This is a genomic window from Streptomyces sp. NPDC037421 (assembly GCF_055602105.1).
In genome coordinates, this window is record NZ_JBVJWV010000022.1 from 21,440 (window position 1) to 33,906 (window position 12,467).

At 67.2% G+C, this 12,467-nt stretch carries 14 protein-coding genes and 1 pseudogene; 4 read left to right on the plus strand and 11 right to left on the minus strand.

The window, feature by feature from the left end:
- Positions 1–83: 83 nt before the first annotated feature.
- The 4 genes from ACZ7IF_RS26665 to ACZ7IF_RS26680 are packed head-to-tail and all read right to left on the minus strand — an operon-like array spanning position 84 to position 3,890.
- The gene (locus ACZ7IF_RS26665) at positions 84–1,547 is read right to left on the minus strand and encodes an NAD(P)/FAD-dependent oxidoreductase (RefSeq protein WP_470976056.1); all 1,464 of its coding nucleotides are present in this window, start codon (positions 1,545–1,547) and stop codon (positions 84–86) included.
- Complete coding sequence (locus ACZ7IF_RS26670) at positions 1,544–2,746, minus strand: MAB_1171c family putative transporter (RefSeq protein ID WP_470976059.1); 1,203 nt, start codon at positions 2,744–2,746, stop codon at positions 1,544–1,546. Before ACZ7IF_RS26670 ends, ACZ7IF_RS26665 begins: the two co-directional genes overlap by 4 nt.
- A 1-nt stretch (position 2,747) precedes the next feature.
- Entirely contained in the window at positions 2,748–3,299 is a 552-nt protein-coding gene (locus tag ACZ7IF_RS26675) for a toxin-antitoxin system, toxin component (RefSeq protein ID WP_470151729.1), read from the minus strand.
- A gap of 9 nt (positions 3,300–3,308) precedes the next feature.
- The gene (locus ACZ7IF_RS26680) at positions 3,309–3,890 is read right to left on the minus strand and encodes a hypothetical protein (protein ID WP_470976062.1); all 582 of its coding nucleotides are present in this window, start codon (positions 3,888–3,890) and stop codon (positions 3,309–3,311) included.
- 321 nt (positions 3,891–4,211) lie between these two features.
- Here ACZ7IF_RS26680 and ACZ7IF_RS26685 point away from each other — a divergent pair, with 321 nt between their 5' ends.
- The gene (locus tag ACZ7IF_RS26685) at positions 4,212–4,709 is read left to right on the plus strand and encodes a hypothetical protein (RefSeq protein ID WP_470976064.1); all 498 of its coding nucleotides are present in this window, start codon (positions 4,212–4,214) and stop codon (positions 4,707–4,709) included.
- 208 nt (positions 4,710–4,917) lie between these two features.
- On the opposite strand, the gene ACZ7IF_RS26690 is transcribed toward ACZ7IF_RS26685, so the two are convergent.
- The 3 genes from ACZ7IF_RS26690 to ACZ7IF_RS26700 form a co-directional block, all read right to left on the minus strand.
- Positions 4,918–5,469, minus strand: coding sequence for a hypothetical protein (locus tag ACZ7IF_RS26690; RefSeq protein WP_470976066.1), 552 nt, complete (start codon positions 5,467–5,469; stop codon positions 4,918–4,920).
- Positions 5,470–5,558: 89 nt separating this feature from the next.
- The gene (locus tag ACZ7IF_RS26695) at positions 5,559–5,912 is read right to left on the minus strand and encodes a hypothetical protein (protein WP_470976069.1); all 354 of its coding nucleotides are present in this window, start codon (positions 5,910–5,912) and stop codon (positions 5,559–5,561) included.
- 26 nt (positions 5,913–5,938) lie between these two features.
- Positions 5,939–6,163, minus strand: a complete 225-nt coding sequence (locus ACZ7IF_RS26700; RefSeq protein ID WP_470151737.1) for a hypothetical protein — start codon at positions 6,161–6,163, stop codon at positions 5,939–5,941.
- Between the two features lie 399 nt (positions 6,164–6,562).
- On the opposite strand from ACZ7IF_RS26700, the gene ACZ7IF_RS26705 reads away from it, so the two are divergent.
- From ACZ7IF_RS26705 to ACZ7IF_RS26715, 3 genes are all read left to right on the plus strand, one after another.
- Entirely contained in the window at positions 6,563–7,276 is a 714-nt protein-coding gene (locus tag ACZ7IF_RS26705; protein WP_470976072.1) for an RNA polymerase sigma factor, read from the plus strand.
- Positions 7,257–7,637, plus strand: a complete 381-nt coding sequence (locus ACZ7IF_RS26710; protein ID WP_470151741.1) for a hypothetical protein — start codon at positions 7,257–7,259, stop codon at positions 7,635–7,637. The genes ACZ7IF_RS26705 and ACZ7IF_RS26710 overlap by 20 nt, the downstream gene beginning before the upstream one ends.
- 69 nt (positions 7,638–7,706) lie before the next feature.
- Positions 7,707–9,242, plus strand: a complete 1,536-nt coding sequence (locus tag ACZ7IF_RS26715; RefSeq protein ID WP_470976075.1) for a hypothetical protein — start codon at positions 7,707–7,709, stop codon at positions 9,240–9,242.
- Between the two features lie 76 nt (positions 9,243–9,318).
- Here ACZ7IF_RS26715 and ACZ7IF_RS26720 read toward each other — a convergent pair.
- The 4 genes and pseudogenes from ACZ7IF_RS26720 to ACZ7IF_RS26735 all read right to left on the minus strand — a co-directional run.
- Positions 9,319–9,682: pseudogene (locus ACZ7IF_RS26720) on the minus strand (single-stranded DNA-binding protein); the annotation flags it as partial.
- Positions 9,683–9,736: 54 nt separating this feature from the next.
- Positions 9,737–10,786 carry a peptidoglycan-binding protein gene (locus tag ACZ7IF_RS26725; RefSeq protein WP_470976078.1) on the minus strand — a complete coding sequence of 350 codons (1,050 nt, stop codon included), beginning with the start codon at positions 10,784–10,786 and terminating at the stop codon, positions 9,737–9,739.
- 73 nt (positions 10,787–10,859) lie between these two features.
- Positions 10,860–11,462, minus strand: a complete 603-nt coding sequence (locus ACZ7IF_RS26730; protein ID WP_470976081.1) for a hypothetical protein — start codon at positions 11,460–11,462, stop codon at positions 10,860–10,862.
- 27 nt (positions 11,463–11,489) lie between these two features.
- The gene (locus tag ACZ7IF_RS26735; RefSeq protein ID WP_470976083.1) at positions 11,490–12,122 is read right to left on the minus strand and encodes a ParB N-terminal domain-containing protein; all 633 of its coding nucleotides are present in this window, start codon (positions 12,120–12,122) and stop codon (positions 11,490–11,492) included.
- Between the last annotated feature and the right edge of the window lie 345 nt (positions 12,123–12,467).

The window sequence follows — 12,467 nt, forward strand, 5'->3', positions numbered from 1 at the left end:
GAGGGCCCCCAGGCGCATTCTGCGCCTGGGGGCCCTCTGGTTCTCGCAGCCTTCCCACCTTGTGCGGGGGCAGGGGGCGCGGACTACACCGGCAGAGCTTCGGCCTTCCGCAAGTCCGTAACGTCGACATCCGTGGCAGGCGCCGGGGCGAAGAGCGCTTCGGTCTCCTCGGCGGTGAGTGGCGGGCCGGTGAGCTGCGGCATCTGCGGTCCACGGATCGCCGACAGCAGGACGTAGGGGGTGAAGAGCGTCGGGAACGCCGGCCGCTCCAGAGTCATGACGTCGGTGACGGCGCGCGCCACCCGGCCGGATCCGGTGGAGGCCCGGAGGAGTCGGCGTACGTATCCCGCGCCGATCCTCTCGGCCAGAGTGGGCCCGTTCGGGGTGGCGCCCGGGTAGAAGACGTCCTGCGCGGTCGACAGGCCCCACGCGCCTGTGACTGGCTTGGCGATGGCCTTCTGGATGCTGCGGGACAGGCCTTGGTCGCCCCAACCGTGCTTGGTGATGGCCGTACGGATGGCCACCGCGCTCTGCGCCGCGACGGACATGCCATGCCCGTAAACGGGATTGAAGGCGGCCACGGCGTCGCCGGTGACCACCAGGCCCTCGGGCATGTTGGCCTTCTCGTAGAAGCGACGGTGGTTGCCCGTTGTCCGGGTAAGGGCGACGTCAGTCAGCGGCTCCGCGTTCTCGATGATCTGGCCGACCACCGGGTGCCTGACGCTGCTGGCGAACGGCTGGAAGTCTGCGTTGTCGCTGGTCGGCTCGCCACCACGGGTTCCCGAGACGGTCACCAGCCACCGGTTGTCTTCGATCGGAACGAGTACCGCGGACTGGCCGGGGCCTGGCTCGTTCGGGTTCGCCTGAACGTTGACGACGATCGGGAGCTGCTTGAGGTCCGTGGGTGCGCGGAAGACGCGACTGGCGTAGACGAGTCCGGCGTCAACCGTTCGCTCGGTCGGCGCAGCCAGGCCCAGCTCGGTCAGCCACTGCGGAACGCGGGAGCAACGGCCGGCGGCGTCTACGACGAGATCGGCAGTGAGGACGCGGTCTTCGCTGTCGCCTTCCGTGCGGACGCGGACGCCGGTTACGCGGCTGGCGTCGCCCTCCAAGGCAAGAACATCCGTCCGGTCGAGGAGGGAAACGCCCGGCAGGGCCAGGACATGCTTGCGCACGTTCCAGTCGAGCCGGTCGCGGCTACCGACGATCATGTAGTGCGACTCGCGCCAGCGCCGGAACCAGCCCTCAGGGGAGAGGCCGACCATATTGGTCGGGAGGGCCACCCGGTGCACACCGTCAGCGTGGATGCTCTGCATGACGCCGGGCAGCAGCTTCTCGATCGCGGCGGCGCCTCCCGACCACAGGAGATGGACGTGGCGCCCCTGCGGCAGGTTCTTGCGCGGCCTCGGCTCGGCAGGCAGGGCGTCGCGGTCGATGACCGTGACGTGCGCCCACTTCGAGAGGGCCGCAGCGGCGAGCATGCCGGCCATGCTGCCGCCGATGACAACGGCGGTTCTACGCGAGGAGGGTGCTGTGCTGGTCATCATGTGGCTGCTTCCTGGTGGATGCCTCTGTGCATGGCCTGGGTGCGGGCGTGCTGGACGACTGGGGACCGTTGGATGGCCTTGGAGATGGCGCCGAGGTCCAGGTTCAAGCGGCGCTCGTTGGACATGCCGTCACCGCGGGCGGACTCACCCGCGCGGGCAGCAGAGGCTGCCGCGACGATGGCGGCGGCGTCTGCGACCGCTGCGGCTGCGCGTTGGTCGGCTTCGGTGTCGCCGGGACGGACGAGTTGCGCGTAGACCTGATCGCGGTACGCGTTGCTGAAGTGCGCGTCCAGTTGCAGCAGGGCGTCACCGATGTCGGAACGGCGCTGGATCAGCTTGAGCGAGATGGATGCGCGCAGGAGAGGAAGCCGGACCGTCGCGGCGTTCGGCTGCACCGAGTGCAGTTCCAGCCAGAGGGGCCGGAGTCGGCAGTACTGGCGGCGTTCCTCCCAGGACTGCTGGATGCCTTGGCCGGCATGCGGGAGTATGAACCCGACCGCAATGAAGATGGCGCACAGGCATGCCACCGGGGGCGCCACGTCGGTGCTGAACGTGTCGAGGTTGTGCCCCAGCCAGCGGGCGATGATCGCCGTGTACTTGGCCGCGTCGTAGACGAGGTTCAGCGCGTAGCCGATGACCATGAGGACTAGTCCTGCGCGGAGCAGGCCGTCCACCCTGCGAAGCCAGTTCCAGGTAAGGATGCCGCTGGTCAGGCAGGCGATGCTGTGGGCGACCAGGTACAGCACGATGATTTCGCGCATGTAGGGCGTGTTTGCGTAGTACGTGTCGAGATCGCGCAGACGCTCGACGGGGACTTCCGCGAAGGCGAAGAGGACCCAGAAGGCGACGATCACGGCCGCGTATACAGAGACCACGGTCCAGATGAAGCGCTTCATGGCGGTGGGGTCACCGCCGCGCCAGTAGAGCACCAGAACGAGGCACGAGCCGCAATACACGGTGAGGATGGTGTAGACCCATGGCGCGGCAATATTGGTTATACCCACCAGGTCATTCACCCAGGCGATCATCGGCGGGTAGGCGAAGACGAATACAGCGGCGGCTACGAGAAGGAGCCCGCCCACGGCCCGAAGCAGTGGATTCCGCCAGTAGCGCATCATCGCGGGGGCTTTGATGGAAAAGGCGACGATAAGAACCGCGGCCGGAATCACATAGGGTATGTAGAAGTCTTGTATCGTCATGTCAACCCTGCGGCCCGTGGTAGCCGAGGGATGCGTTGATTCGCCCACCGACTTCGTTCAGGTGAATGGGGGGGCGAGCTTCGGGCGTTCCTGCAAGCCAGCCTCCGCAAGCTGCGCCCAGTCGGTACCCGAAGGCTTCGGCTTCGCTCTCGTTGTGCTGGTCGAACTGGGTCCGAGCGGCGACGACGCGAGCAAGTTCCTGCGGGTCGATGTCGTCGCCGAGGGCGCGGGCGGCAGCGCCGCCCGCCAGGCCGTTTGAACAGTGGCCGGCGTGAAGGTGCCAGAGTTCGTGTCCGAGGATCACGAGCTGGTGTAGGGGGTCGGTGCCCTCCTCAACGATGACCACGTGCTTCTTCCCGAAGTCGAGGACAAGCCCGGTGGCCCCTGCGCCTTCGGGAAACTCAACTATCTTGAGTTCGATGGTTTCGCCGCGCATCCTTGCCATGGCGTCGACCAGAGCCTGGAAGAGGTCGCGCGGAGGGGCGGGTACCTGGAGGTCAATGCTGTCCCTTAGGGACTTGAGGAGTTTGCGCATTTCGCGGTTCACGCCCATCTCGCTGCGCTACCTCCCCTCTGCGTCGTTACTGGTAATCATGCCGATGATCATTCCGGCGATGATCTGCTTTTGATGATCCCTCAAGTGCGTGCTGCGAGCGGAGATTCCTTGCAGGCCGTACTCCTGAAACAGTTGCTTCATCGGATCCGGACCTTCGGTTGAGGCCTCCAGCGATTGCTGGATCTGGAGAAGTCGCCGGTTCAGTGCCTGGGGTGCTGTGTCGGTAAGGAAGGTGATTTCCTGGCCGAAGAGATCCGCGAGGGGCTTGGCCACTTCGAGGCTGGGGACCTTCTTCTGATCGCCGAGAAGCTGACGGACCCACTCGCCGGACACCCCGATGGCCCTCCCGAGCTCGCGGGGCGTGTAGGGCTCGCCATGCGGCGCAGGTCGGGTCTTGTGAAGGAACCGGAACCGGTGTCGGGCAATCTCCTTGGTGTCGGTCTCGCGCGACTCCGGCGTTGTCCTGCCGGCCAAGAGGGCGGCGACTGTCTCGGTCGACACGCCTGTGTCGAAAGACAGCTGCTTGTGGTCCAGGTACTGGTCGGCGCTCAGGTTCCGCTGGGCAAGCAGCTGTTGAATCCGAGCCACAGTCTCCGGGAGGGGGGTGTTTGGTTCACCCAACGTCCTGTCTCCCATTCGGCTTGTCGTGTGCCGGTGGCGGGTTGCACTCAGCGTGGCCGAAACCTATACCGTGGCAACGATCATTGCCAAGCAGAAAAACGATCGTTGACAGTCTGAGCTGCGTTGTTGCAAGATCCGACTCGGAGACCTCTTCGGGTCACGTGTGTCAGGCATATGCCGCCGGGCTCGATGTTGCTGATGGCGGAGACCCCGCGAACCCCAACGTCCACGGCGTGTGGCTGGCTTCCCGGCCCGACGAGTACGAACCAATGACGGGGGACTGAGGTAATGCACAACCACCAGGCGATGCCGCCTACACCAGCAGCTCCATCACACGTCAGCTGCGCCTCGGCCACGACGTCGCAGCCAGCCAGACGCCCGCTGAGCTCTGGGCTGTCCGCCAGCGTCCAGATCAGCCACAGCAGCCGCTTCTCGGTTCCTGCCTCCAGCGAGGCACCCCTTCGAGCCCGCTCCATCATCCGCAACGTTCTGCCGCTGATCCTGGGTGCCGACGCGCAGGCGGGGCGCACACTGCGCTACGTCGAAGCCTGCCTCGTGGACTTGGTCGCGGCCGCCTACGTCCGCACCAATGGCGAGCACCTGCTGTGCGAGGTCCGAGCCGACCGCGAACACGTATTCGTCGCTGTCGAGCACGAGAACACGGGGGCGCCCCGGAGTGCCGAAGACCGGCCAGCGCTGAGCCTGGCGCCTTCACTCGCAGATGACCACGGATCCCACGTCGATGCGGCGGTACACCACACCTGGGCAGCGGTGCGACGGATCTGATCCGGTGTCCCCACCAGGAACGCCGACTTTCTCACGCAGTCAATGCTGACCAGCGCGGCACCGGGACCCGGTAGGGGCCCGAGGCGTCCCAGCCGTTCCACGCCGGATCGAGAACCTCGCCGATCACTGGATCTACAACGCCTTAGGTAACCTCCGCACGTGCTCCGCGACGCGCCTGCTGGCGCGCCGTCGAGCCTGTGACGGAGGACTATGGCGTGTGCCTGCGACGGGCGTAGCGTTCAGAGGCTACCGACGCCTGGTACTCGGTCAGCTCCTGGTCGCCGTGGTAGGCGATGGGCATGTCCTCCTGGGTGTCCCATATGGCCCAGGGCAGGGGCTCACCGTGGAAGAGATGCCCGTCGTGAGGCCGATACCGCGCTTCGTATCGGGGGCCCGCCAACGGTCGGTCTGCGAGCGGGCCGGCCGCGTGAAAGAGGTCGGTGATGCGCCGTTCCGTATCCGCCGAAGCGGGGCGAGGCTCTGCCACCGTGGGACGCTTCGGCGGTGGCGGCCAAGTGTTCGTGTTGATGCCGATGTTCAGTAGCTCGGGGATGGGCGTCATGGTGCTGCGGGCCAGCAGGTAGGAGTTCTGTTCCTCGCGGGTTCCGAGCCGGCGCTCGCCCAGCGCCGCGTGGACCGAAATCAACTCTTCCGTGAGCTGGATCACGATGTCCGTGTGTCCGTTGGCGCGTGCTGCCTTCAAGCGCTCCAGCGTGCTGGAGCGCCATGGTGTGATGGACTTCGGCTCCATCATCTGCACCCCCTGGATCGTCTCGACAAGCTATTGCTTGTCTGCCCGCAATGTACCGAAGGTACTAACTCGTAGGCCTTCAGGATGAGTGCGCCGCATCAGGAGCCATCGGGCAACTCGCCGTAGTAGATGTCGTTCAGGTCGCCGTTGGTCATGGGCAGGCCGGTGAGCCGGTCGAAGCCGGCCAGGGCGTCGGCGTGCTCCGGGTCGCTCGGTAGGAGATCGAAGCGGTAGCGCGACAGCGCGCCGCGGGCCCTCTCCATTCGCTCCTGGTCGACTCCCTGCTCGGCCGCGACCCAGTCGAAGGTGCTGCGCAGGCTGTCATCCGCAGTCATATGCCTGCGGGCAAAGGTCTCGCGGGCCCGGAAGATTTGATCCTCGACGTCTTCGTGGAACAGGGGGTCCAGTGGATCGATGTGCCAGCCCGACAGGTAGAGAGCAATCAGGTCCACGTCGAGTTCAGCGCTTGGAGAAGCTGTCACGGGGTGCTGCTCTTCATGGCCCGCGGGTGCCGGCGGACGCGCTTGAACTCCAAGGCGCCATTCTCGCGGCGGACCGTCAGCATGCCGCGCCGTCGGCCGGCGCGGAGGACGGTGTCGGCCTCGGTCGGCGTCAGCCCGATCTGCTGGGCACTCATCTCGGCGCAGAGCCAAGTTTCGAACGGCAGCCGGTTGATCCGCTCTGCCAGGCGGACATCCTGCATGGCCGCCTCCCCTCTTCCCTCTGGTTTGCCGGTTGCTCGTCCCGGCGGTTAGTGGCCCGGCCACCATAGTGCACACCACGTCCAGATGCCCACTGGTAGGGAGGCGGCAGGCATGGCGAGCCGATTCCTGGTCAGGAGAGGCCGGGTGACGGTGTGCCGGATGTAACCGTTTGGTAACGCCCATATTCGGCCTGTCGGTCTCGGCGAGCGATTCCAGGGGAGGAACGTCCGATTTGATCGCGATCCAAAACGGGATGAACCATCTCGGCATGGTCGATACCTCCCTTTTGGTGCACTCGAATAGTTTTCGAGCCGTCGTGCGAATTCGCTGTGGCGCAGTTGTCCGCGACTGTCGGAAGATGGCGTTCCAGTGCCCGATCAAGACCGGAGCGAGGCGGAATGCCCCAGACGCCCAGCGCGAGCGAGACCACGTCGTGCAACGGCGAGTCCGGGCATCCCCTTGAAGAAGCCGCCGCGCTGGCCGCACAGGATCCGACGAACAAAGAGGCTCTGGCAGACCTGTTTGCCGGGATGTACGAGCCGGTCGTTCGCTACATGCAAGCTCGCATCCAAGACCCGGCCACGGCCGAGGACTTGGCCCAAGAGGTCTTCGTCAAGGTCGTCCAGAAGATTGACGGATACACCGGAGGCGGCATCCACGCCTGGATCTGGACCATCTCGCGGAACGTCTACAACGACTTCTTCCGCCCCATGAGGAACCGCGGATTCGAACAGCCCACGGGCGACTTCTGGCACCTCGAAGGGCCGAGCGCCGAGATGGGGCCAGCCGAGATCGCCGAATGGAACGAACTCAGCCGAGCCATCAAGGGCAAGCTGGACAAGCTCCCTCACGACCAGCACATGGTTCTTGCACTCCGTGTTACCGCCGGCTACTCAACTTCCGAGACCGCGGAGATCATGGGCAAACCAGTGGGTACCATTCGGGTATTGCAGTGCCGAGCGCTCGCCAAACTGCGGAAGCTGATGCCGGAGAGTGACAGCCACCTGGCATCGTTGTTGCTGTCCGCTTCCGATGCGCAGCGGCACGGGGATCTAATGAGCGCAGCGCCGGTCATGCTGAGGGAGAGACACGATGCTGGGTCGATGGGATAGCGCCGTCGCAGAGCAGCTGGATCGCTGCTTGTCGGGCGACGCTGCACCGGAGAACCCGGAGATAACCGGCATGGTCATGGCTGCTGCGGCCCTGAGGCCGCGCCGCCCGATCAGCGAGAGTGGCCGGCGTCGAGCCTTCGAGGCGATGATGCGCGAGGCCGACCGGCGCGCTCGACCGCTGGGCGGCGAACACGCCGAAGACCTCAGCGAGCCCGGTGTTCATGTCCGCGTCGCGCAGGCTGGCCAGGGTCTGACCATCCGGGTCGCCGACATCGAAGAGGTCGGCGACGCACGACTCGAAGACATCGCCGCGAAGATCGCTGCCAGGTTCCGCCAGAATGCGCCGGACCGCAATCAGTGACCTCCCCGGCGCGGCGCACCACGCCCCCGGGTCTCAAGGTCTTCTCCTCAACTTCTACACAGGCGCCCCGTGACCAGTACCAATGAGCTGCGCGTCCTCGAAGAGGACATGGACGCGGACGCCATCACGTTCGCCAACAACAACGAAGGCGTCACGTACCTGTTCGTTCGACCGGGGCAGTCCTTCGAGTACGCGGTCGACGCCATCCTGCGGGTCTGCCCGGAGCTGACCCTTTCGCAGGTCCAGGACCTCGTGCGCAGGCACTGCCCGAGCATCATTGAGATGAACGAGCGGCTGGGTACTGACCAGAACATCCCCCGCTTCGAGGCCGCACCCGCAGCGGGTGTTGTTCCACCTGCCCAGGTCAAGGCCGAAGGTGGGCACCGCAGGCCGAGGCCCCCGCGATGGGCTCGCATAGCCGCTGTGGCTGCGCCGGCGCTCGCTGGCGGCGTATTCCTCGCCCAGATGATCCAGCCTTCTGGAGGGAGGATGCCAACCAACGCGGCGTCGACCCCTTCCGTGAGCCGCGAGGACAAGGCCGCTACGGCCACCTACAAGGATCCCGAGTTTCAGAAGATCGCCGAAGGCGGTCGGCTGACCTGCGATCCCATGGGGGCGTACGAGGCTAAGTGCGTGGACTCGGACGGCCAGGTCATGGCCAGCGAGGCGTCCGTGGGAACGAGCACGGCCTTCACCTTCTCCTACGGCTACGAGAAGGTCGGGTTCCGGATCTTCCCTGACGAAGACGCCGCGAGGGCGTGGACCGCCGAGGAGGGCAACCGCCATCTGTACCAGAACGTCACACGGCATGGCCGCGTAGTCCTCTGGGGGTCCGACAAGAAGCGCCTGGCGGATTGGGAACGGTCCCTTGTTGACACTGCATCCGAGGCCACCGATGCCCGCCACACTGCGATGATGACCGGCAGGGCGGCCTTCAAGCCGAGTCCGCCGCCTCTTCCCGACCGGCTGGCCTTTCTCGCCTTCGGCACGCTTCACGCCACAGAGGAAACGGTTCAGCAGGCGGTCGTCGCCGAGGACATGAAGTCGGTTCAGCTACTTCGTGCTGTGGAACTCGTCCTTGGGAATGCGGCCGCCAGCAAGCTCGGCTTGGTGCCCGCAGGGCCGGATGATGCGGTTGCCGCAGTCGTGGACGCTACGACTCACGGAACGGTGGTCGCCCCCGTCGAAGAGGCGAAGGTCGCAACTCCGCCGCCAACGAGGCCCGCGCCCAAGGTCGAGGTGCCCCTGCCGCCGGCACCAGAACCGCCCCCTGCCCCAGTGGTGAAGACACCCGAGCCCGTCCCGAGCCCTCCGAGGCCGGAGCCGGAGCCGCTCCCCGAGCCGAAGCAGGTTCCGACTCCCGAGCCGACTCCCGAGCCGACTCCCGAGCCGACTCCCGAGCCGAGCCCCGAGCCGACTCCTGAGCCGACTCCCGAGCCGAGCCCCGAGCCGAGCCCCGAGCCGACTCCTGAGCCGACTCCCGAGCCGAGCCCCGAGCCGACTCCCGAGCCGGAGCGCGAAGCAGCTCCGGCTCCTTCCGAGAGGGAGGAGCCGGAGGTCGAAGGTCTGTCCTTGGACGTGCTGCCCGCTGCTTGGGCCTCTTAGAACGGTGGCGGAGGCTGCCCCCCGGTGGCCCAGGGGCCGGCGGCCGCGGCCGCCGGCGGCGAACCCGCTGACGCAGCGGAGAGCTTGTTCACCTTTGCCGTAGCGCGCGAGAGGGCAGGACCCACCTCGTCCACGTCGAGCTCAAAGACCGTGCGCTTCACCCCCTCGCGGTCCTCGTACATGCGCTGCTTGAGACGGCCCTGTGCGATCACGCGCATGCCACGTTGGAGGGATTCGGCGACGTTCTCCGCGGCCTGCCGCCACGCCGAACAGGACAGGAAAAGGGCGTCGCCGTCCTTCCACTCGTTGGTCTGCCGGTCGAAGGTGCGCGGGGTGGACGCGATGCGGAACTTCGCGACGGCCGCACCACCGGGGGTGAAGCGCAGTTCAGGGTCATCGACCAGGTTGCCGACGACGGTGATGACGGTCTCGCCTGCCATGGACAGGGCCTTTCAGAGTTGGGGCCGGCCCGCGGATGCGGGCCGAGCGGGAGGTCAGGAGAACAGGCGGGTCCAGGTCTCCGGGCCCGGCAGCCCGTCCGCACCGGAGCCGGTCCAGCCCTGCGCGCGCTGGAAGGCAGCGACGTTCTTGCGGTCTGCTTCGGACCACTTCGGGCCCGGACCACTGGTGTAGAAGCCGCCGTACCCCTTCCGTACGAGCTGCTGGCCCAGGAGGGTGATACTCCCGTTGTTCTTGCCGGGGCCGAACTTGTCGCGGCCCGGGAACGGAGGCGTCGGCTTCGGAATGACCCTGCCCGGGAGGGTGCCGAGCAGCTCCCTGAGGGAACTCTCGCCCGGGACGCCGTCCGCCGCCTTGCCGGTGAAGCCCAGGGACTCCTGGTAGTCGGCGTAATTCGCGGTGTCGGCGTCCGTCCACACCGGGCCCGGACCCGAGGTGTAGTGCTTGCCGAAGCCCTTGTTCACGAGGGCCTGGCCCACCTGCGTGACGTGCTCGCCCTGGGCGCCGTAGCCGTAGCTCAGCCCGTTGATGACGACCTGGTAGCGCTCGTAGTTCGCGTCCGTGCCATCACCGTTCCAGCCACCCGGGTCCGGGGCGGGCTCGTAGTCCCCCGCCGGCATCCCGGCCTGCACCCATGCGTAGAGCTTCGGGCCGGGGCAGAGGGTGGCGAATCCGTCCTTGTGGCCGCGCTTGGCGAGGGTGCGGCCGGTCCGGCTGCATGCTTCCTCGTACAGGGCGCGGCACGTGGCCAGCGCGGCGGCGCTGGGCTCTTGGTCGCCGCCGATGGCGATCTGCACGCCGATGCCCGTGGCGTTGTGGTCCGGGCAGTGAGCGCCTTGGAGGTTCCACCCCCGGCCCTCGTACGCGGTCCCAGCCTGGTCAACGACGAAGTTGTAGCCGATCCCGGCCCATCCCTGGGCCAGGTGTCCGGCTTCGATCGCGCGCATGATCGCGTAGCCGGTGCGGGTGACGGGGTCACCCCCGTCGTAGTGGACGAAGAACTCGGTGCGTCGGCTGAGGGGGATGGTGTTCGGGGTGCCGTTCCAGGGTGAAGCGCCCCACTGGCTGCGCGGGATGATCTGCATGGGTGGTGTGCCCTCCGGTTCTGGTGTTCAGGAGGGAGCACGGTGAGGCTTCGAAAGGCCTAGCGTCTCGGCCTCATGCGGGGTCGGGCACCTGGTCGTCTTCGTCGGGGTACTGAAGGGCGTGCAGCGTCTCGGCAAGACGCGTGGCCAGGTCAGTGGCCGGCCCGGTGTGCTCGACGGCCACGGGACCGCCTGCCGCGCCGGTCAGCTCGACCTCCAGGTGGTCTTCCTTGCCGTACTGCTTGCGGTGTTGCCGCTCCAGGTACCAGGCCGCCGCGCGCCAGTCCGGCGGCGTAGTGATGGTCTCCTCCAGCACCTTGCCGGAGTGCGGGTCGAACGTGCGGTGCGTGGTGACGATGCCTCCGCGGCTGGCCCTGCGAATGTCGAGGGCGGCAGAGAGCGCGGCGGCCGCGCGGGCGCGTTCGACCTTCTCGAAGAACTCCACGAAGACGTCAAGCTCGGGGTCGGGGTCCTTGCCTGCCGACCGGTCCACTGCCTCGGTGCGGCCATACGCCATCCACCGGAGGAACGTGGCTCGGCTGACGCCCGCGTTGACCGCCGCCAGGTCCACGGCCAGCCCGGCGCGGCTGGCGTCGATCAGGCGCGCCTCGACGTCCGGCGTAAGCAGCCGGGCGCGCGGCGGGGCGTCTGTGCGGCGGACTTTGCGGCGGGGCATGGCGGGGACCGTAGATCGTCTGGGGGGCTAACGTCCCGGGCTGAAGAGGTGTCCGCAGGCCGGGCAGGACAGGGAGCTGGCCCGCTCGTTGTCGCCGCTGTCGCTGTATCCCTCCTCAAAGCCGTTTCCAGGGAGATCGTCCTTCGTCGGCGACTCGGTGCCATCGGGGCCCTGCGGGAGACCCTCGGGGTCCACCTGGCGCAGGAGTTCCTCCATCTCGTCGTCGGCGATACCGAGCGAGTCGAACAGCGCGGTGTCGGAGGTGACGAGGTCTTCGAGGATCTCGGCGAGCGGACCGGCCTCCCACCCGCCAGCCGATGAGAGGCGGTTCAGGAGGATGAGGACGGCGCGGGCCTGGCGGTCGCTGGTCGAGGACCATCCACGGGTAACGGGTACGAGCCACCCGCCGTCGTCGTCCACGAGCAGACCGCGAGGCACGGGTTCGCCGCGGGTCTGCATCTCGATCAGGGCCTTCCGACGGCCGTGGCCGGCGATCGGGAGGCCGGTCCGCTCGTCCACCACCGGCGTCTCGATGAAGCCGTGGTCCTGGATCGAGGCGATGATGCGCTCGACCTCGTGCTTCTTGGGGTTCACGGGGTCGGGCGGCAGGTCGGTGAGCGGTATGTAGCTGATGAACCGGGGGGCTTGAAGGCCGGTCACGAGGCTCCTGGTGCGCAACCGGGCGGAGGTAGGGAGCGGCCGGCGGGTCAGCGAGCCCGCGGACTCTAACCGCGGCGTCCCGGCTCGCTACCGGGACATGCCGTCATGGCCGGACCTTCCGGCCGCTCCTCGGCCGACGCCGCCCCACGTGTCCGGACGGGGCGATGCCGGGGCCCGGCAGGTGAGTTCGTCGGGTGCGCGTTCCGTCGCCTACCCGTCCGGGCCGCGTCCAGGAAGCCCTCGGCGTACGGGTTACGTCCTCGGCGTGGCTCTCCCCCACGGCATGGACGTGGTGTACAGTTTGGGACTGTGGCTGTACGAGCAATCAGTCACACCCGGTCTGGT